The sequence below is a fragment of the Mesorhizobium sp. M0772 genome (genome assembly GCF_040320135.1).
Classification (GTDB): domain Bacteria; phylum Pseudomonadota; class Alphaproteobacteria; order Rhizobiales; family Rhizobiaceae; genus Mesorhizobium.
In genome coordinates this window covers 121,532-139,128 of sequence record NZ_JAMYPB010000003.1, presented here as the reverse complement: position 1 = coordinate 139,128, position 17,597 = coordinate 121,532, and the positions used below count along the sequence as shown (strand labels likewise).

Here is a 17,597-nt window from a genome sequence, read left to right as displayed (position 1 = left end):
CGCGCGGTCGAGTTTTTTCGGCGACGGCGCCTCAAAGCTGCGGCTTGAGGCGATCTTGTTTTCAGCTGACCGGCGGCAGGCCGGGGCGGTCGAGCTTGTTTGGCGACAGGGTGAAAATCTCGCAGCCAGTTTCGGTGACGCCGATCGTGTGTTCGTACTGCGCCGACAGCGAGCGGTCGCGCGTCACCGCCGTCCAGCCGTCCGACAGCACTTTCACATGCGGCCGGCCAAGATTGATCATGGGCTCGATGGTGAAGATCATGCCCGGCCGCATCTCGACGCCTTCCGAGGCGGTGCCATAGTGCAGGATGTTGGGTGCGTCGTGGAACAGCTGGCCAACGCCGTGGCCGCAGAAATCGCGCACCACCGAGCAGCGCTCGGCCTCGGCATAGGTCTGGATGGCGGCGCCGATGGCGCCGGTGCGGGCGCCGGGCCGGACCGCCGCGATGCCGCGCATCAGGCACTCGTGGGTTACTTCGAGCAGGCGTTCGGCGGCGCGCTTGATGGTGCCGACGGGATACATGCGCGAGGAATCGCCGTGCCAGCCGTCGAGGATGTAGGTGACGTCGATGTTGACGATGTCGCCATCCTTCAACGGCTTGTTGTCTGGAATGCCGTGGCAGACGACGTGGTTGATCGAGGTGCAGGACGCTTTGGTGTAGCCGCGGTAGTTGAGCGTCGCCGGTAGCGCGCCTTGGTCCATGCCGAATTCGAAGACGAAACGGTCGATGGTCTCGGTGGTGACACCCGGCTGGACCATCGGCACCAGTTCATCAAGGCAGCGCGCGGTGAGATCGCAGGCCTTGCGCATGCCGGCAAATCCTTCTTCGCCGTAGAGGCGGATCTGGCCGGTGTTCCTGAGGGGTGCCGTGGCGGCGTCGAGATAGGTGACCATAGTGTCCGTTTGCCTGTAAGCGGGCGGCGCATATCAGCCCGTTAGAAAATTTCCCCAGATTTGGCACTGCAAGCCGCAAGGTTCAAGGAAGAACTGCCGGCAATGGACTGATACTGGCGATATTCCTGGCTTGCGCGGCCGCTCAGATGACATCCAGGTTCGCGATCTCCTCCGAATGCCGAGATCGCACTGACGACACATTTTCGCGCAAAAGCAGCCAAAGCAACTTTTGACGACGAACGGCGTTGCTGTGGTCGACGCCAGTTCGGGAGATATAGAATGGACAGATTGCAATTCGAGGTGCCGGTGCGCATCGCGCCCGCGCCCGGGCTGCCGGTAGAGGAAATATACAGCGTCGAACAGGCGCTGGATATCCTGCATGACTGGCCAAAGAAGCGACAGGGCAAGGTCTATGAAGCGGCGTTCAATGCCTGTTTCGGCGCCACGGTGGATGTGGTCAGGACTGAGGACGCATGGCGCGCCTTCATGGCGTTTTGCCGGGTCAGTGGCCTGCTGGCCAGGGACATGATGGTTACGGCCAAGCGCGCCGGCGAGGCGAGGGGCCTGAGGGTCTAGAGTTCTGCTTGGCCTGGAGGCCGGCCAACCGACTCGTTCCAATCGGCGCGGACTCCGCGGCGTTAAGGTTCCGTTTCCGACTTCACAGCTAGGCATGAGCCATAGAGCAGCGTCTGATTCGTTGCGTCGGTTTCATGGTGCAGAACATGTCTTCAGCCAATGTGCGTACCTTCCCGCTAGATCGGCAGACCGTGCTGGTGCGCGAGGTCGCCGCAAGGCTGGGCAGACTGCACGGCGACACGGCCACGTCGTTCTGGAAGGCCACGGCGCGCGAACTCCTCGACAAGGCGGTCGCGGCCGGCTGCGATGCGGCTTCGGCGGCCAACGATGTCCGCCGGTTTTTTGCCGCGGTCCAGGACGAGATGCATTTCAAGGCGGACGATGCCGCACCAGGGCAGCGCCGGACGCGCACCCGCCTCTAGCTTCGAACAGAGCACCGACACGCGCTCACTGTGGCCAACCGTGGACCGGTCTTGGCGTCGACGATCTCGGGCCTTGCGCTGTCGATCGTGCCGTCCCAGCCACGGCGAGCGCCTTGTTGAACGCGAGACAGGCGATGAAATACTGGTCGCGCTCGGCCCTGGCGACGTCGGTCATCGCCAAGGAAATCGTCGAGCGCTATGGCGGGACCGTCACGCCGGAGAACCTGCCTGACGGATGGCTTTTGCAGATGGTGGGATCGAGGCGGTTTAGCGCAAGGCGTCGGCCTCTCGGCGATCCCTGTGCCGGTCCGGTCCGAATCGGCTATGCCTGCGCGATGCAGGAAACGTCTCTCTATATCCCGGTGAAGCGGTTTCTCGAGAGCCTGGAATTCACGGTCAAGGGCGAAGTCGGCCACTGCGATATCGTGGCGGTGCGCGACGGCGAGCCGCCTGTGCTGGTCATCTGCGAACTGAAATTGCAGTTCAACCTCGAACTGGTGCTGCAAGGTGTCGATCGCGCCGCGGCATGCGACGAAGTGTGGCTGGCGGCGCGCATGTCGGCGCGTGGCAAAGGCCGCGAGCACGACCGCCGTTTTCGCGCGCTGTGCCGGCGGCTCGGCTTCGGGCTTCTGGCTGTCAGCGGCAAGGGGGAGGTCGAATTGCTGCTCAGCCCGGCGGCTCTGCCGCCGCGTCGCGATCCGAAGCGCCGCTCCCGACTGATGGAGGAACACCGTCGCCGGCGCGGCGATCCGGTGGTCGGCGGTGGTTCGCGCGCCCCGATCATGACCGCCTACCGGCAGGATGCGCTGGCCTGCGCCGCAGCCATGACCGACGGGCCGAAACGCCCGCGCGATCTGAAAGCAATTTCGCCGCGCGCGCCCAGCATCCTCTTGGACAATGTCTATGGCTGGTTCGCCAGGGCCGAGCGCGGCGTCTACGCGCTGACCGAGGGTGGTCACGCGGCGTTACAGCGCTGGCCGCAGGTAGCGCACGACCAGGGGTGAGTGGCCGGAGATTGCCGGCGCCGAGGGAAACCTCGGCACGGCAGCCGCTGTTCGCCGTTTCAACCGATGCGCCGCGCCACCCTTCCAGCCGCTGCTCGTTCGGCGGCTGCCGCGAGGCTTCCTGTTTTCCTGAAAAGATCTGGTACGCCCAAGGGGAATCGAACCCCTGTTACCGCCGTGAAAGGGCGGTGTCCTAACCGCTAGACGATGGGCGCGCTCAGACGAAGCGGCTTATAATTGCGTTGTTGCCAACCGGCAACCCATCAGCCGCCAGATGCGGAAACTTTTTTCAAGAGGGGCAAGAAAAGCCAGTTTGGTGAGCCAGCGCAGGTTTCTGGCCTCGCGTCGTTGCACATCTTTGGATGAACGCGCCGCGCAGTCGTGGGTGCCTCGGCTAATCTCGAACGTCGCTGATAGCTAATCGGAAAAAACGGCGGGCTGCTAACAGCCCCTCGGCCCGTTTGCCGAAATGGGGATGCTACCCCCGCCGGCGGCAGCGCCAATTCCAGTCGCGCTCGGGGCCGACGTCGACGTGAACGGATTCGGTATGGCAGTAGGTGCCGACGCCACCGCGGCCGGGCATGGTTCGGATGTAGCTCGCCAGTTCCCATTTGGAGACGCCGGGAACCTGGATGTCGGCGGCGGCGCAATACATGTGCAGCGAATTCTTGGCGCCGTTGGCGCGGCGGTTGCGGGCCGGGTCGCGGTAGCCTGATGTGACCATCATCTTGCGGCCGTAATGGCCTTCGATGGTCTTCAGCACACGCACCAGCGACGGCTTCAGGCAGGCGACGTCGACGCTCTCGTTTTGCTTCAACAGGCCATTGGGCGCCAGCCGGGCGAGGCCGGCGGCGGAGGCCACCTGATAGGCGCCGCCCGAACCCTCGTCCTCGTTCAGGTCGACGTCGCTTTCGTCGTCGAGGCCGGATTTGCGCTTGATCTCGAACAGCGCCGTCTGGCGCACGCCGGGCAAGGCATCGCTGCCGGTGATGTGGTTGCTCTCGTTGCCAAGCGAGGCAAGCTGCAAGGGCTTGTCGGCGGAATTGGCTGACGCTAGCGTGATGATCGGCTTTGCCGGGACGGCCTTCTGGGAAGCAACCGCAGGCTGTTCGCCCGAGCGCGAGTTGACCAGCGGAGCAGGTGCCGCCGAGGTTGGCGTGGTGCTGAACAGTGAGGCCAGGAAGCCCTTCTTCGGCGTGTCGATCTGCTGGGGCGCGGCGGTCACGTAGACCTCGTTGGTCGCGGGTGCCGCTGCCGTCGCTTTCGGTGCGGTCACGCCGGCATCGGCGGCGGCGATCTTCTGCGCCACGGCGTCCGTTGCGGCCGCGGTCTGTGCTGACTGCTGCAGCGACTGCGGCGTCTGGCCGACAATGGTTTCGGAGCCGGCGGGAACATTGACCGGGAAGCCGGTGCCGGGCTTGGCCACCGGCACATAGGCGACCTGCTCGGGCAGTGTCGCATCGCCCGCTGCCGTCATCATCATCTGCGGCCCGGTGGATGTGACCTGCACGGTCGAATCGCCCGGCGCCGCAGGGCTGGCGCCGGAAGCCGCGGCGATGTCAGAAGCGGTCGCGTTGTAGCCAGGCATGCCGACGGACATTGTGGGGTCGCTGGCGGAGGTGCAGGACGCCAGAAGCACGGAGAAAAGCGCTGCCGCTATAGTGCGACCTTCTCTCCCCGCGAGACGCGATCCTACTGATTTCAAAACTAAATTCCCCCTCGGTGTCCGGTCGGCCTGCTATTGGTGCGGCGTCGAAACGTTCACATCCAATAACCTTGTGTTCCCAAACCGGAAACGAGACTTGTGTCAATTCTGCAAGCCTCTGAATTATTTGCTCGTTGGAGGCCAATTGAGGCTTCTTGAAGGTTGACGACACCATTTCGCCCCGTTTTGCCGGCCCGTCAACTCACCAGACATTACATTCCGTTACACACAGGCACCTGCAAAAGGTGCCGGCCGTTACACGCGGACCTTCACATAGGTGCCGGGGGCATCACCCAGAGTTTTCATATGCTTGCCCGGTTTGCGGGCCGGAACGAGGGTGTCGTCCTGGGTTTCGATCCAGTGCTGCCAGTGCGTCCACCAGGAGCCGGGATGCTCCACCGCCGAGGCGAGCCACTGGCCAAAATCGCCCGTCGGTTTGCCGCCGGTCCAGTACTGGTATTTCTTGGCTGCCGGCGGGTTGACGACACCGGCAATGTGGCCGGAACCAGCCATCACAAACTCGACATCGCCGCCGAAATATTGCGAGCCGAGAAACACCGAAAGGGCCGGCGCGATGTGATCTTCCTTCGACGCCAGGTTGTAAACCGGGATGGTGACGTCGGCCAGCGACACAGTGCGGCCGGCGAGTTCCATCACGCCACGAGTCAGATTGTTCTCAAGATAACAGTTGCGCAGGTAGAAGGAGTGGTTTGCAGCCGCCATGCGGGTGGAATCGGCGTTCCAGTAGAGCAGGTCGAAGGGCAGGGGATCCTTGCCGCGCATGTAATTGTTGATGACATAAGGCCAGATCAGGTCGCCCGAGCGCAGCATGTTGAAGGCGGTCGCCATCTTGGTGCCGTCGAGGTAGCCCTTTTCGTTCATCGATTTCTCGACCGCTGCCACCTGGTCCTCATCGACGAAGACTTTCAGGTCGCCGGCATGGGTGAAGTCGACCTGCGTGGTGAAGAAGGTCGCCGATTTGATGCGGTTGTCGCCTTCCTGTGCCAGCAGTGCGAGTGCGGCCGCCAGCAGCGTGCCGCCGACGCAATAGCCGATGGCGTTGACCTCTTTCTCGCCGGTCGCCTTCTCGATCATGTCGAGGCCGTATTGCAGGCCTTCCCGTATGTAAGCTTCCCAGCCCTTGGCGCCGTGCCGCTCGTCGGGATTGATCCAGGAGATGACGAACACGGTATGGCCTTGCTCGATCGCCCAGCGGATGAAGGACTTTTGCGGGTTGAGATCGAGGATGTAGAACTTGTTGATCCAGGGCGGGCAGATCAGCAGCGGGCGCTTGAGCACCGTCTCCGTCGTCGGATCGTACTGGATGATTTCGGCGACATCGCTGCGGCCGACCACCTTGCCGGGAGATGTCGCGACGTTCTTGCCGATCTCGAAGGGCGAATAGTCAGCTTGTCTCAGCTTCAGGTCGCCCTTGCCGGCGGCGATGTCTTCGGCCAGCATCTTCATGCCGCGCACCAGGTTTTCTCCATTCGAGGCGACGGTTTCTCGAAACAGCTCCGGATTGGTCAGGATGAAGTTCGACGGCGAGATGGCATTGGACACCTGCTTGACGTAGAAGCTCGCCTTGTGGCGGGTGTGGTCGTCGAGGCCTTCGGCGTGCTCGACCAGGTCGGCCGCCCAGCGCGAGGTGACGAGATAGGCCTGTTTGAGGAAATCGAAGAAAGCGTTGCGACCCCATTCGGGGTCTTGAAAACGCTTGTCGCCGCGCTCGGGCTTGACCGCATCGTCCGGCGCTTCAGCATTCGGGCTAACCTTCTGGATGGCGTTGCCCCAGACCGTCATGTAGCCGGCGAACAGTCGCGTCTGCGCTTCCAGCGCGCGTTGCGGGTCGGCCAGCCAATATTCGCTGAGCTTGGAAAAGGTTTTGACCATGTCGACCACGGGTTCGGCGACATGATCGCGCACCTCGCCCTTTTCGCGCGGCTCGGCCCAGGCGGAGGCGGCTTTGCCGGCCTGCTCGATCATGCGCGCCATGTTCAACGCAAAGCGTTCCGGGTCTTTCACCAGATATTGCTCGACGGTCGAAGATTGATCATCTTCCGCTTTGCTCGAATCAGGTGTTTTGGACATGGCTCGCGGGGTTCCTCCCGAGGCGTTTTCTTGACATATTATCATGGGACATCTGACCGGGTCCAATGCGCTGTACCCCGGCTGCCAGGAAAACAATATGACGATTAACACCGGCAAGACCATTTTTTCGGGGGCAGGCCGCTTTTGCCGCATCGCGGTTGCAATCGCCTGTCTGGCGCCAGGGCTGCTGGCGGCAAGTGGCTGCACGAGCGCCAACACCGGCAACGGGATGAATGTCGGCCTGACTCAGGGCGCGCAGGACACCGGCTCTTATCCCAATCTCAACATCCCACCGCAGGTGGCGGCAAAGCAACTCACCCCTGAGGAGACGCAGGCCAAGCTTGCCCAGTTGAAGGGCGAACAGCAGGGGCAAGTGGCCAAGGGCGGCGGCGGTGCCCCGTCCACCAGCCCGGCGGCGCTGAATTCGCTGGCGAAGAACCATGGCAAGGACACGCTGAAGCAGATCGAAGCCAAATGCGATCCCGCCCTCGACCCTACCTGCAAATAAGGCTATATCGCGCGCCGAAAGCGGTCTTTGCCAAGGGCGCCTAGCCAAGCCAACTGTGCTGAAGCCAATCTTAAATCGTCTGGAACTGACATGGAAGAATTTCACAAGGTCCGCCGGCTTCCGCCCTACGTGTTCGAGCAGGTCAACCGGCTGAAGGCCAGCGCCCGTTCGCGCGGCGCTGACATTATCGACCTTGGCATGGGCAATCCCGACCTGCCGACTCCGAAGGCGATCGTCGACAAATTGTGCGAAGTGGTGCGCGATCCGCGCACGCATCGCTATTCCTCCTCGCGCGGCATCCCAGGTCTGCGCCGCGCCCAGGCCGCCTATTATCAGCGCCGTTTCGGCGTGAAGCTCAATCCCGACACGCAGGTGGTGGCGACGCTCGGTTCGAAGGAAGGCTTCGCCAATATGGCGCAGGCGATCACCGCGCCGGGCGACGTGATCCTGTGCCCCAACCCGACCTATCCGATCCATGCTTTCGGCTTCATCATGTCGGGCGGCGTCATCCGTTCGCTGCAGGTCGAGCCGGATGACGGCTTCATCCCGGCGCTCGAGCGCGGTGTCCGTCATTCGATCCCGAAGCCACTGGCATTGATCCTCAACTATCCGTCTAACCCGACGGCGCTGGTCGCCTCGCTCGATTTCTACAAGGACGTGGTCGCCTTCGCCAAGAAGAACGACATCATCATCCTGTCGGACCTTGCCTATTCGGAGATCTATTTCGACGGCAATCCGCCGCCTTCGGTGCTGCAAGTGCCGGGCGCCATCGATGTCTGCGTCGAGTTCACCTCGATGTCGAAGACCTTCTCCATGCCCGGCTGGCGCATGGGCTTTGCCGTCGGCAATGAGCGGCTGATCTCGGCGTTGACGCGGGTGAAGTCCTATCTCGACTACGGCGCCTTCACGCCGATCCAGGTGGCGGCGGCGCATGCGCTGAATGGCGACGGCGCCGACATCGCCGAAGTGCGCGAGGTCTATTTGAAGCGCCGCGACGTCATGGTCGACGCCTTCAGCCGCGCCGGCTGGACCATTCCGGCACCGGCTGCCTCGATGTTCGCCTGGGCGCCGATCCCGGAGCCGTTCAAGCATCTCGGCTCGCTTGAGTTTTCCAAGCTCCTGATCGAGCACGCCGACGTGGCGGTGGCGCCGGGCATCGGCTTTGGCGAGCATGGCGACGATCATGTCCGCATCGCGCTGGTCGAGAACGAGCACCGGATCCGGCAGGCGGCGCGCAACATCAAGCGCTTCCTGGCGTCCAGCGCCAAGCAGCCGAACAATGTGGTGCCGCTCGCCGGGCATCGCTAAAGTCGCCGCACATCTTATTCGAGTAGATTTTTTGAGGGGCGTCGCCGGGCATGGCTGAAGCGTTGCGTGTTGGAATTGCGGGTCTGGGTACGGTTGGCGCCTCGGTGGCGCGCGTGCTGCGCGACAAGGCAGCGGAGCTGACGCGCCAGTGCGGACGCGATGTCATCGTCACCGCTGTTTCGGCTCGCAATGCCAAGCGCGACCGTGGCGTCGACCTCAGCGCCGCCAAATGGTTCGATGATCCGGTGAAGATGGCGCAGACCGCCGACATCGACGTCTTTGTCGAGTTGATCGGCGGCGATGAAGGCCCGGCGCGTTCGTCGGTCAAGGCAGCACTTGAGGCTGGGCGCCACGTCGTCACCGCCAACAAGGCGCTGTTGGCCAAGCACGGCGTGGCGCTTGCCGAAATCGCCGAGAAGAAGGGCGTGCTGCTCAACTACGAGGCGGCAGTTGCCGGCGGCATCCCGGTCATCAAGACGATGCGCGAGGCGATGGCCGGCAATTCGGTCACCCGCGTCTTCGGCATCCTGAACGGCACCTGCAACTACATCCTGACCCGCATGGAGGCCGAGGGCATCTCCTTCGACGAGTGCCTGAAGGACGCGCAACGGCTGGGCTACGCCGAAGCCGATCCGACTTTCGATATCGAGGGCCATGACACGGCGCATAAATTGTCGATCCTGACCAGCCTGGCCTTCGGCACCAAGATCGCCGCCAACGACATCTACATGGAAGGCATTTCCAATATCAGCCAGGCCGATATCCGCGCTGCCGCCGATCTCGGCTACCGGATAAAACTGCTCGGTGTCGCGCAGCGCACCGACAGCGGCATCGAGCAGCGCGTGCACCCGACCATGGTGCCGACCGCGTCGGTGATCGCACAGGTGCATGGCGTGACCAATGCGGTGGCCATCGAAACCGACATTCTGGGCGAGCTGCTGCTCTCCGGCCCCGGCGCCGGCGGCAACGCCACCGCGTCCGCCGTGGTCGGCGATATCGCCGACATTGCCAAGAGCCGGCCGGGCTTCCAGCACGGTCCGGTGTTCGGCCTGCCGGCCAAGGAACTGCGGCCCTACAAGAAGGCGCAGATGCGCAGCCATGCCGGCGGCTATTTCATCCGACTGACCGTGCATGATCGCATCGGCGTCTTTGCCGCGATCGCCAAGCGCATGGCCGACAACGACATTTCGCTGGAATCGATCGTCCAGCATGCCGTCAGCGGTGAGACCGACGCGCAAAAGACGGTGATCCTGGTCACCCACGAGACGACGGAAGCAGCGGTGCGCAAGGCTGTCGACGGCATCACCAAGGACGGCCACCTCACAGACAAGCCGCAGGTTATCCGCATCGAGCGTGCGGGCTAGGCCAAGTCATTTTTCTCCTTTAACCGATTGATGCTGCTGCTGAAAAGTGGTTTCGGACGCCATAATGCTCTATCTCTTTGATTTGGAGCCGGATTGAGATTTCAGGTCGAACCCACCAATCATCATCGGGTTCTGGCGGAGGCGTGAGCCGCGAGATCAAGGCGCGTCACCAGGAGGTGGAAAAGTTGAGACTTTCCTGTTTAGCCGTCGCATATTGCCGGAAATGACAATCTGTAGACTACGCTCCCTATGACGGGCGACAAACGCTTCTTCCTCGATGTCAGGCAGTCGGCGACCGGTGTTTCCTGGGAACACCGGTTGAGCGAGCGGCAGGACATGACTGCGCTGGCCATAGCGCAGGGCCACGGCGTGCCCGACATTGTGGCGCGCGTGCTCGCCGGGCGGGGCGTCACCGCGGACCAGGCCGAGCGCTTCCTCGATCCGACGATCCGCAATCTGTTGCCGGATCCGGCTTCGCTGACCGACATGGGCAAGGCTGCGACCCGCATCGCCGAAGCGGTCATGGCCAAGGAGAAGGTGGCAATCTTCGGCGACTACGATGTCGACGGCGCCGCCTCTTCGGCGTTGCTCAAGCGCTTCCTGACACATTTCTCGGTGCCTTCGGAGATCTACATTCCCGACCGCATCTTCGAGGGCTACGGCCCCAATCCGGAGGCTATGCGCGAACTGGTCTCGCGCGGCGCGACGCTGATCGTCACCGTCGATTGCGGCACCAACAGCGCTGTCTCCATCGATGCCGCCAAGGCCGCAGGCGCCGATGTGGTGGTGCTCGACCACCATCAGGTCGGCGGCCCGCTGCCGGAGGCGACCGCAGTCGTCAATCCCAATCGCGAGGACGACCTTTCCGGGCAAGGCCATCTGTGCGCCGCCGGTGTCGTCTTCCTCACTCTGGTGCAGACGGCGAGGGTCCTGCGCAGCCGATTGCCCGACGCATCGCCACCGGACCTGTTGTCGTTGCTCGACCTGGCGGCGCTGGCCACGGTTTGCGATGTGGTGCCGCTCATCGGCGTGAACCGCGCTTTCGTCGTCAAGGGACTACAGATGGCGCGGCAGCAGAAGAATGAGGGGCTCGCCGCACTGGCGCGGGTGTCCCGCATCGGTGAGCCGATAAGCACCTTTCATCTCGCCTATCTGATTGGGCCGCGCATCAATGCCGGCGGCCGCATCGGCGATGCGGCACTCGGCAGCCGGCTGCTCGCCACCGACGATCCGGTTGAAGCCGGGACCATTGCCGAGACACTCGACCGGCTCAACCAGGAACGCCAGCAGATGGAGCTGGAGATGCTGGCAGCGGCGCGCGCCGAGGCTGCCGCCGAACTTGCCGGCGGCAACGGGCCGGCCATCATCCTCACCGCCAGCACCAATTGGCATCCCGGCATTGTCGGCTTGATCGCCTCGCGGCTGAAGGACCATGCGCGGCGGCCGGCCTTCGCCATCGCCTTCAACGCCAATGGCATCGGCACCGGCTCTGGCCGTTCGGTGTCGGGCTTCGATCTCGGACGGCTGGTGCGCGCAGCCGCCGATGCCGGGCTGATCGTCAAGGGCGGCGGCCACGGCATGGCCGCCGGCATCACGGTAGAACGCGGCAAGCTCGGCGAACTCCGTGCTTTCTTCGAGGAGCGCGCGGCGGCCGAAGTGTTCCGGCTGCAGGACGAAGAAAGTCTGGCCGTCGACGGCGCGCTCGCCGCCGAGGGCGCGACGGTTGCTTTGCTCGATGCGCTGGAAAAGGCCGGGCCTTTCGGCGCCGGCCATGTCGCGCCGGTGTTCGCGCTGCCGCGCCATCGGCTGGCCGACGCGCGGGCCGTCGGCACCAACCACATCCGGGCTGATCTGCAGTCGGAAAGCGGCGGCCGCATCCAGGGCATCGCCTTTCGATCCGTCGATACCGCGCTGGGCGAATTCCTGTTCAAGAACAGGGGCAACACGATCCATGTCGCCGGCTCGCTGTCGGGGAATTATTGGAACGGCAACCGTACGGTGCAGTTCCGCATCACCGATGCGGCCAAAGCCTGACATTGCCGAATTGGTTTAAGCGAGAACCGTCTGCAGCCGCTTCAACTCGCTGATCTGCGCCATCGTCGCCTGGTAACCGACGCTGATCGCCTCATCCGCGCGGTGGAATTCGGTCAAGCCGATATGGCTGAGTTTCGGTTGCAGCGACATGTCGGGCGGGTCGCCCGCCAGCCTTGCGCGTGAAATCCGGTCCTGGATGATGTTGAAGGCTTCGACCATGACGCCGGTGATGCCGAGACGGCTCTGGTGCGGCTGGTGGTCGGGGCTGGCCTGGCCTGGCCGGGGCGCGTCCTTCTCGATGAGCAGTTCGCCGGCGCTGTGCTTGATGACGGCGGCGCGGCCGAACAGATCGTAGTGAAGGTTGACCGCGACGACCAGCGGCTGCTCGTAGGCGCGGCAGACCGAAACCGGAACCGGGTTGACCAGCGCGCCGTCGACCAGAATGCGGCCGTTGCAATTCACAGGTTCGAACACGCCGGGCAGCGCATAGGAAGCCCGCATCGCGGTGATCAGCGAACCGCTGGACAGCCAGATCTCATGGCCGGTGCGAATTTCGGCGCCAACGGCCACGAAGGGTTTCGTCAGATCCTCGAAGCGGATGCCTGCCATGTGCTCGCGCAGCCTGACGTCCAGTTTCATGCCGCCGAACAGGCCGCTGCCGCGCAGATTGAGGTCGAGCAGGCCGAAGATGCGCCGCTTGGTCAGGCTGCGGGCGAACTCCTCGAGTTCGTCCAGCTTGCCGGCGAGATAGCAGCCGCCAACCAGCGCGCCGATCGAGGTGCCGGCGATCATCGAGACTTCGATGCCGGCTTCGTCGAGCGCGCGCAGCACGCCAATGTGCGCCCAGCCGCGTGCGCAGCCGCCGCCCAGCGCGAGCGAAATGCCTGTCTTGCCCGCGGGTTGCGGGTCAGGCACCCCGCCGGACGATGAGGGGCCATTGGCCTCCCGCACGTCCGGTCTGCTACGCAATGACGCCCACTCGAGCATCATGATCTCCCTTGTCCCGCGTCCGTTCTACAGGAAGGACGTTTGAGAATAGTGAATATGAGTGGTTTGCGACTGTTGAATGGTTCACGCGGGCTTCCGATACGTTTTTTCCGCATCGAACAGCGGCGTGCTGCCATCGTCGGCAAGCGTTGCCTTGCCGCCGATTAGCCCCACCGTCCGATAAAAACATGAACGCCGGCCGGTGTGACAAGTTGCGTCGTGGCCCAACACTTTGACGCGCAACCATATGGCGTCCTGGTCACAATCCGTGAGCATCTCGACGACGGTCTGAAAATTGCCTGATGTTTCGCCCTTCTTCCACAGCGTGCTGCGCGAGCGCGACCAGTAGTGCGCGATGCCGGTTTCGAGCGTCAGCGCCAGCGCCTCGGCATTCATATGCGCGACCATCAGCAGCATACCGTCAGCGGCGTCGGTAACGACGACGGTGACCAGCCCGGCAGCATCGAAGCGCGGGGAAAACACCGCGCCTTCTTCGAGAGCCTTCTTGTCTGATGGAGCCTTGGGAAATGTTAGTGCCGACATCGCCGGTCCTTGATCTAGCGATGCCGGCGAGGGGCTTACGCCCCGAGGCCGCGCACCATGGTGACGAAACGGACCTGTTCCTCGGGCGTGTCCTTGAACACGCCGGTGAAGGTCGAGGTCAGCGTGGTGGAGCCCTGCTTGCGGATGCCGCGCATGGCCATGCACATATGCTCGGCCTCGATCATGACGGCGACACCGCGCGGATTGAGCACGTCCTGGATGACGCCGGCGATCTGTGCGGTCATGGCCTCCTGGGTCTGCAGGCGATGGGCGAAGATATCGACCACACGGGCAATCTTGGACAGGCCGACGACCTTGCCGTCCGGGAGGTAGCCGACATGCGCCTTGCCGATGATCGGCACCATGTGGTGCTCGCAATGCGAGTGGAACTGGATGTCCCTGACGATGACGAGATCGTCATAGCCGGCGACTTCCTCGAAAGTGCGGCCGAGCTCTTCGGCCGGGCACATGTCATAGCCGTTGAACATTTCGAGAAAGGCCTTGGTGACGCGCTTGGGCGTGTCGATCAGGCCCTCGCGGTCCGGATTGTCGCCGGTCCAGCGCAACAGCGTGCGCACGGCGGCCTCGACCTCGGCTTCGCTCGGCCTGTCGGTGACCGGCTTGTCCAGATAGTCGGAAGGGGGCATTATTTTCTTGATGACGGCATCCATAAAGGCGTCTCCCGTAGTTCCTCTCTCAGGAGGAACGAGTTGAACGGACCACGACCTTTCGGGTGCTGAAAACTCGCCCGGTTTCCAGCCCGCAAGCGGCGTGAACGAAATGGGCAAGGACGATGGCTTTGCGTTGCCTTGTCGATACCCGACTGCCACCATTATATATGGTCGTACGCAGCGAATGAAAGACGCTACAACGGCAATCGCTGTTCGCTTGGCGGCGACGGATTGGAAAAATATGATTGACGACGTCTACAATGCGAAAATTCTGGGTTTTGCCGGAAACATCGCCCGCATCGGCCGGCTCGATCATCCGGATGCGACGGCCAAGGCCCATTCCAAATTGTGCGGCTCGACGGTGACCATCGACCTCAAGATGGACAATGGCGTCGTCACCGATTTCGCGCATGACGTGAAGGCCTGCGCCCTCGGCCAGGCCTCGTCCTCGATCATGGCTCAACATGTCATCGGCGCCAGCGCCGACGAATTGCGGGCGGTGCGCGACACCATGCTGAAGATGCTCAAGGAAAACGGCGCGCCGCCGCAAGGCCGCTTTGCCGATCTGAGATATCTGGAGCCGGTGCGCGACTACAAGGCGCGCCATGCCTCGACCATGCTGACCTTCGATGCGGTCGTCGATGCCATCGGTCAGATCGAGAAGAAACGCGCCGAACAAGCGGCGTGATGTTGGTACATGACGGCTCCTCCAACAGCCGGTGAATTGTCAAAATTGGGCGCTGAACACGTCGAGGAGCTTCTCACGTAACCGGGCTCATGCCTTGGTTTGCTGCGCCCGTCTGCTTTCGGCAAATTCGCTTCTCACCCAGTCGGCGAAGGCCATGGCCGGCTCCGCCAGGTCCTTCAAACTCCTGGCGACCAGCCAGTAGGCGCCGGATGCGACATCGATGTCGAACGGCTTGATCAGCGCGCCGGATGCAATCTCCTCGCCGATCTGCAACAGGTCGCCCAGTGCCACGCCGTGGCCGAGCAGGGCCGCCTGCTTCGACAGCGACACATCCGCCAGCATCGGGCCGCGCGCCGGAATGGCGTCGGCAGCGACGCCGGCGGCCTCGAACCAGCGCGCCCAGCCCTGGCGGTTTTCCTCGTGCAGCAGCGTGTAGCGGGCAAGGTCGAGCGGCTTTTCGAGGGTAGGGCCTGATGCCAGCAATGCCGGCGACAGGACCGGCGAATCGACGGTCGAGGCGAGCCATTCGGCCTCGCTGCGCGGCCATGAGGTGGCGCGCGCGCTGAAGCGCAGGGCGAGTTCAGGCTGATCGCTGCGGAACTCGATCGGCCTTGGGTCGACCTCGAGGGAAACGTCGATATCAGGCCGCAACTGGCTGAACCGGTTGAGCCGCGGCAACAGCCACACAGAGGCCAGCGACGGCTCGACACTGACGCGAACCACCGACTGTGCCGGGGCCGCCACCAGGTCCGAAAGCAGCCTGTCGATGTCGTCGAAACTCCTGACCAACTGATCGAGCAGGCGCTGGCCGGCCTCGGTCAGCTCGACGCGGCGGTGATGACGGCGGAACAAGGGCTGGTGCAGGAACTGCTCGAGTTCGCGGATCTGCCGGCTGATGGCGGCCTGCGAGACGAACAGCTCCTCGGCGGCCCGGCTAAAGCTCAATTGCCGGCCGGCTGCCTCGAAACTTCGCAAGGCCGTCAGTGGCAGCCGTCCGCGCTTCATTCGCATAACCCAGAGTTATCCGAAACGGAAATTATACTCGTTTGAAGGCGAAGGCCAGTGGGCGTCTAATCCGCTCTTAGAGGAGACACGGACATGATCCAGTTTCTGGAAATCTTTGGCGATGTGATGCGGATCGCGACGTTTCAATGGCGTGGCGACAGGCAGCATCATGTGCAGCGCACCGAGCAAAGGCCGGCCACCCGCTGGGCGGCTCCAGCGGAGCGGCATCCCTTTCGCCGCTCGCGACCCTGAAGCCGACAAAGAGGCGAGTGAGTGAAGAGGATTGCGTTTGCCGGCCGAAGCTCACATCTATCGGTTTGGAAACGCAAGCTGACTCGGAAGCCGGTTTCGGGTCGCGTTCGGAAAGAGACTGCGGTGGGCGACCAGCATCGGCATGTGCATGCCGCCGGACGGACCCGGCGCGGGCGCAACTGGCCCAGTCCCTGGCGCAAAACACCCGGCCGCATTTTCGGCACGTCGCTGGTGCGCCTCTATCAACTGACGCTGTCCGGATTTGTCGGCAATTCCTGCCGGCATCTGCCGACCTGTTCCGAATACGCGCATGAGGCGATCGCCCGCCACGGCCTGTGGGCCGGCGGCTGGATGGGGCTGTTTCGCGTGCTGCGCTGCGGTCCGTTCGGTACGCATGGCATCGACCGCGTGCCGGAGGTGCTCGCCCCGCGCTACGTCTGGTTCATGCCATGGCGTTACTGGCAGATCGGCAGGAAGCGCGAGGCCTGACGGCAGCGCCAGAGCAGCCTCATCCCATATCGCCGAGGCCGTATTTCTTTACGATCCGGTAGGGTTAACAACGGGCTGCACAAAGACTGCGCATTTGAGTCAAAATCGAGCCAAGACAGTTCGCTAAGCGGCTCCTGGTCATTCCCCAGGAGAGAGCTCGCATGCGCCGGATCGAAACCCATCCCTTCATCATTGCCGCGATCCTGTTCCTGCTGGCCTGGTTTTTGGGATTTCCGATGCGGGCGCAATCGGCGCCGCTTGGCGATGTCGCCTGTACGCTTATCCAGGACGCGGCGAGCGGCGAGACGCTCTACCAGAATGGCGTCTGCGACCAACGCGTCAGCCCGGCATCGACCTTCAAGGTGCCGCTGGCGCTGATCGGCTACGACAGCGGTGTCCTCAGCGACGCGCATACACCGAGCTGGGATTACAAGCCTGAGTTCAACGCCGTGAAGCGCGACCACAAGGCCGTCGACCCGACGATCTGGGAGCGCGACTCGATCGTATGGTATTCGCGCGAGATCATGCGCCGGCTCGGCGCAAAAAGCTTTGCCCTCTACGTCTCGAAATTCGGCTACGGCAACATGGATGTCTCGGGCGATGCCGACAAGGACAACGGGCTCACGCAATCCTGGATAAATTCCTCGCTTGAGATATCGCCGGTCGAACAGACAGCCTTCCTGCGCCGGCTGCTCGCCGGCAAGATGCCGGTTTCTGCCAAGGCACATGAGATGACCCGAGCCATCCTGCCGAGTTTCCAGGCCGACGGCTGGACGGTGCAGGGCAAGACCGGCAGCACCAGGCTGGGAAACAGCAACGACAAGCGCTCGCTGGGCTGGTTCGTCGGCTGGGCCGAAAAGGGCGGCCGGCGGATCGTCTTCGCCCGGCTGGTCGTCGATACCAAACCGATCGACACACCGAAGGGCCCGGCGACCCGCGGGGCGTTCCTGAGGGATTTGCCGCAACTGGTGAAGTGAGTTGCCGCGACAAATCCCGGCGGCTGTGCCAATGACCGCTGCGGAAATGTATCAGTCGACGTTCCGGCTCGTGGACTC

Annotated in this window: 18 protein-coding genes and 1 tRNA gene; 11 read left to right on the top strand and 8 right to left on the bottom strand. The window is 63.3% G+C overall.

The genetic code is table 11. The features are described 5' to 3' along the window. Positions 1-61: 61 nt before the first annotated feature. A complete protein-coding gene (map, locus tag NKI06_RS03280; protein WP_023695465.1) occupies positions 62-895 on the bottom strand; it encodes a type I methionyl aminopeptidase in 834 nt (277 codons plus the stop codon). Between the two features lie 279 nt (positions 896-1,174). Between map and NKI06_RS03275 the strand changes: the two genes are divergently transcribed. The 3 genes from NKI06_RS03275 to NKI06_RS03265 all read left to right on the top strand — a co-directional run bounded on the left by NKI06_RS03275 (position 1,175) and on the right by NKI06_RS03265 (position 2,897). Further along, positions 1,175-1,471 carry a DUF982 domain-containing protein gene (locus NKI06_RS03275; protein ID WP_023688240.1) on the top strand — a complete coding sequence of 99 codons (297 nt, stop codon included), beginning with the start codon at positions 1,175-1,177 and terminating at the stop codon, positions 1,469-1,471. Positions 1,472-1,617: 146 nt separating this feature from the next. After that, a complete protein-coding gene (locus NKI06_RS03270; protein WP_023691124.1) occupies positions 1,618-1,893 on the top strand; it encodes a DUF6074 family protein in 276 nt (91 codons plus the stop codon). Positions 1,894-2,228: 335 nt separating this feature from the next. After that, entirely contained in the window at positions 2,229-2,897 is a 669-nt protein-coding gene (locus NKI06_RS03265) for a DUF2161 domain-containing phosphodiesterase (RefSeq protein ID WP_023705981.1), read from the top strand. A 140-nt stretch (positions 2,898-3,037) separates the two neighbouring features. On the opposite strand, the gene NKI06_RS03260 is transcribed toward NKI06_RS03265, so the two are convergent. The 3 genes from NKI06_RS03260 to phaC form a co-directional block, all read right to left on the bottom strand. Further along, positions 3,038-3,112, bottom strand: a tRNA-Glu gene (locus NKI06_RS03260). 263 nt (positions 3,113-3,375) lie between these two features. Continuing rightward, positions 3,376-4,497 (bottom strand): D-Ala-D-Ala carboxypeptidase family metallohydrolase, encoded by a 1,122-nt coding sequence (locus tag NKI06_RS03255; protein WP_245259993.1) that lies wholly within the window; start codon positions 4,495-4,497, stop codon positions 3,376-3,378. A 360-nt stretch (positions 4,498-4,857) separates the two neighbouring features. Next, the gene (gene phaC / locus NKI06_RS03250) at positions 4,858-6,693 is read right to left on the bottom strand and encodes a class I poly(R)-hydroxyalkanoic acid synthase (protein WP_352984022.1); all 1,836 of its coding nucleotides are present in this window, start codon (positions 6,691-6,693) and stop codon (positions 4,858-4,860) included. Between the two features lie 97 nt (positions 6,694-6,790). Here phaC and NKI06_RS03245 point away from each other — a divergent pair, with 97 nt between their 5' ends. The 4 genes from NKI06_RS03245 (at position 6,791) to recJ (ending at position 11,907) form a co-directional block, all read left to right on the top strand. Beyond that, positions 6,791-7,201, top strand: a complete 411-nt coding sequence (locus NKI06_RS03245) for a hypothetical protein (RefSeq protein ID WP_023818133.1) — start codon at positions 6,791-6,793, stop codon at positions 7,199-7,201. A 90-nt stretch (positions 7,202-7,291) separates the two neighbouring features. Then, complete coding sequence (locus NKI06_RS03240; RefSeq protein WP_352650309.1) at positions 7,292-8,509, top strand: LL-diaminopimelate aminotransferase; 1,218 nt, start codon at positions 7,292-7,294, stop codon at positions 8,507-8,509. Between the two features lie 50 nt (positions 8,510-8,559). After that, entirely contained in the window at positions 8,560-9,873 is a 1,314-nt protein-coding gene (locus tag NKI06_RS03235; RefSeq protein WP_023815393.1) for a homoserine dehydrogenase, read from the top strand. Between the two features lie 249 nt (positions 9,874-10,122). Beyond that, entirely contained in the window at positions 10,123-11,907 is a 1,785-nt protein-coding gene (gene recJ, locus NKI06_RS03230; protein WP_352984020.1) for a single-stranded-DNA-specific exonuclease RecJ, read from the top strand. A gap of 15 nt (positions 11,908-11,922) precedes the next feature. Here recJ and NKI06_RS03225 read toward each other — a convergent pair whose 3' ends face one another. From NKI06_RS03225 to folE, 3 genes are all read right to left on the bottom strand, one after another. Then, complete coding sequence (locus NKI06_RS03225) at positions 11,923-12,894, bottom strand: patatin family protein (RefSeq protein WP_023667624.1); 972 nt, start codon at positions 12,892-12,894, stop codon at positions 11,923-11,925. An 84-nt stretch (positions 12,895-12,978) separates the two neighbouring features. After that, positions 12,979-13,437, bottom strand: coding sequence for a phosphoribosyl-AMP cyclohydrolase (hisI, locus tag NKI06_RS03220; RefSeq protein ID WP_023695458.1), 459 nt, complete (start codon positions 13,435-13,437; stop codon positions 12,979-12,981). Positions 13,438-13,472: 35 nt separating this feature from the next. After that, positions 13,473-14,108, bottom strand: a complete 636-nt coding sequence (gene folE / locus NKI06_RS03215; RefSeq protein WP_023667622.1) for a GTP cyclohydrolase I FolE — start codon at positions 14,106-14,108, stop codon at positions 13,473-13,475. 241 nt (positions 14,109-14,349) lie between these two features. Here folE and NKI06_RS03210 point away from each other — a divergent pair, with 241 nt between their 5' ends. Continuing rightward, positions 14,350-14,796 (top strand): iron-sulfur cluster assembly scaffold protein, encoded by a 447-nt coding sequence (locus tag NKI06_RS03210; RefSeq protein ID WP_023821420.1) that lies wholly within the window; start codon positions 14,350-14,352, stop codon positions 14,794-14,796. An 87-nt stretch (positions 14,797-14,883) separates the two neighbouring features. On the opposite strand, the gene NKI06_RS03205 is transcribed toward NKI06_RS03210, so the two are convergent. Continuing rightward, positions 14,884-15,801, bottom strand: coding sequence for a LysR substrate-binding domain-containing protein (locus tag NKI06_RS03205; RefSeq protein ID WP_352984017.1), 918 nt, complete (start codon positions 15,799-15,801; stop codon positions 14,884-14,886). Positions 15,802-15,894: 93 nt separating this feature from the next. Here NKI06_RS03205 and NKI06_RS03200 point away from each other — a divergent pair, with 93 nt between their 5' ends. The 3 genes from NKI06_RS03200 to blaOXA all read left to right on the top strand — a co-directional run bounded on the left by NKI06_RS03200 (position 15,895) and on the right by blaOXA (position 17,519). After that, positions 15,895-16,053: a hypothetical protein gene (locus NKI06_RS03200; RefSeq protein WP_023667618.1), complete on the top strand. Its 159-nt coding sequence runs from the start codon at positions 15,895-15,897 to the stop codon at positions 16,051-16,053. 123 nt (positions 16,054-16,176) lie between these two features. Next, positions 16,177-16,542, top strand: a complete 366-nt coding sequence (gene yidD / locus NKI06_RS03195) for a membrane protein insertion efficiency factor YidD (protein ID WP_352984015.1) — start codon at positions 16,177-16,179, stop codon at positions 16,540-16,542. 161 nt (positions 16,543-16,703) lie between these two features. Then, a complete protein-coding gene (blaOXA, locus tag NKI06_RS03190; protein WP_352984012.1) occupies positions 16,704-17,519 on the top strand; it encodes a class D beta-lactamase in 816 nt (271 codons plus the stop codon). Positions 17,520-17,597: the final 78 nt, after the last annotated feature.

Bases quoted from the DNA above. Each gene is read 5' to 3' on its own strand.
- map (WP_023695465.1), bottom strand. From the start codon at position 895: ATGGTCACCTATCTCGACGCCGCCACGGCACCCCTCAGGAACACCGGC.
- NKI06_RS03275 (WP_023688240.1), top strand. From the start codon at position 1,175: ATGGACAGATTGCAATTCGAGGTGCCGGTGCGCATCGCGCCCGCGCCC.
- NKI06_RS03270 (WP_023691124.1), top strand. From the start codon at position 1,618: ATGTCTTCAGCCAATGTGCGTACCTTCCCGCTAGATCGGCAGACCGTG.
- NKI06_RS03265 (WP_023705981.1), top strand. From the start codon at position 2,229: ATGCAGGAAACGTCTCTCTATATCCCGGTGAAGCGGTTTCTCGAGAGC.
- NKI06_RS03255 (WP_245259993.1), bottom strand. From the start codon at position 4,497: ATGTCCGTCGGCATGCCTGGCTACAACGCGACCGCTTCTGACATCGCC.
- phaC (WP_352984022.1), bottom strand. From the start codon at position 6,693: ATGTCCAAAACACCTGATTCGAGCAAAGCGGAAGATGATCAATCTTCG.
- NKI06_RS03245 (WP_023818133.1), top strand. From the start codon at position 6,791: ATGACGATTAACACCGGCAAGACCATTTTTTCGGGGGCAGGCCGCTTT.
- NKI06_RS03240 (WP_352650309.1), top strand. From the start codon at position 7,292: ATGGAAGAATTTCACAAGGTCCGCCGGCTTCCGCCCTACGTGTTCGAG.
- NKI06_RS03235 (WP_023815393.1), top strand. From the start codon at position 8,560: ATGGCTGAAGCGTTGCGTGTTGGAATTGCGGGTCTGGGTACGGTTGGC.
- recJ (WP_352984020.1), top strand. From the start codon at position 10,123: ATGACGGGCGACAAACGCTTCTTCCTCGATGTCAGGCAGTCGGCGACC.
- NKI06_RS03225 (WP_023667624.1), bottom strand. From the start codon at position 12,894: ATGCTCGAGTGGGCGTCATTGCGTAGCAGACCGGACGTGCGGGAGGCC.
- hisI (WP_023695458.1), bottom strand. From the start codon at position 13,437: ATGTCGGCACTAACATTTCCCAAGGCTCCATCAGACAAGAAGGCTCTC.
- folE (WP_023667622.1), bottom strand. From the start codon at position 14,108: ATGGATGCCGTCATCAAGAAAATAATGCCCCCTTCCGACTATCTGGAC.
- NKI06_RS03210 (WP_023821420.1), top strand. From the start codon at position 14,350: ATGATTGACGACGTCTACAATGCGAAAATTCTGGGTTTTGCCGGAAAC.
- NKI06_RS03205 (WP_352984017.1), bottom strand. From the start codon at position 15,801: ATGAAGCGCGGACGGCTGCCACTGACGGCCTTGCGAAGTTTCGAGGCA.
- NKI06_RS03200 (WP_023667618.1), top strand. From the start codon at position 15,895: ATGATCCAGTTTCTGGAAATCTTTGGCGATGTGATGCGGATCGCGACG.
- blaOXA (WP_352984012.1), top strand. From the start codon at position 16,704: ATGCGCCGGATCGAAACCCATCCCTTCATCATTGCCGCGATCCTGTTC.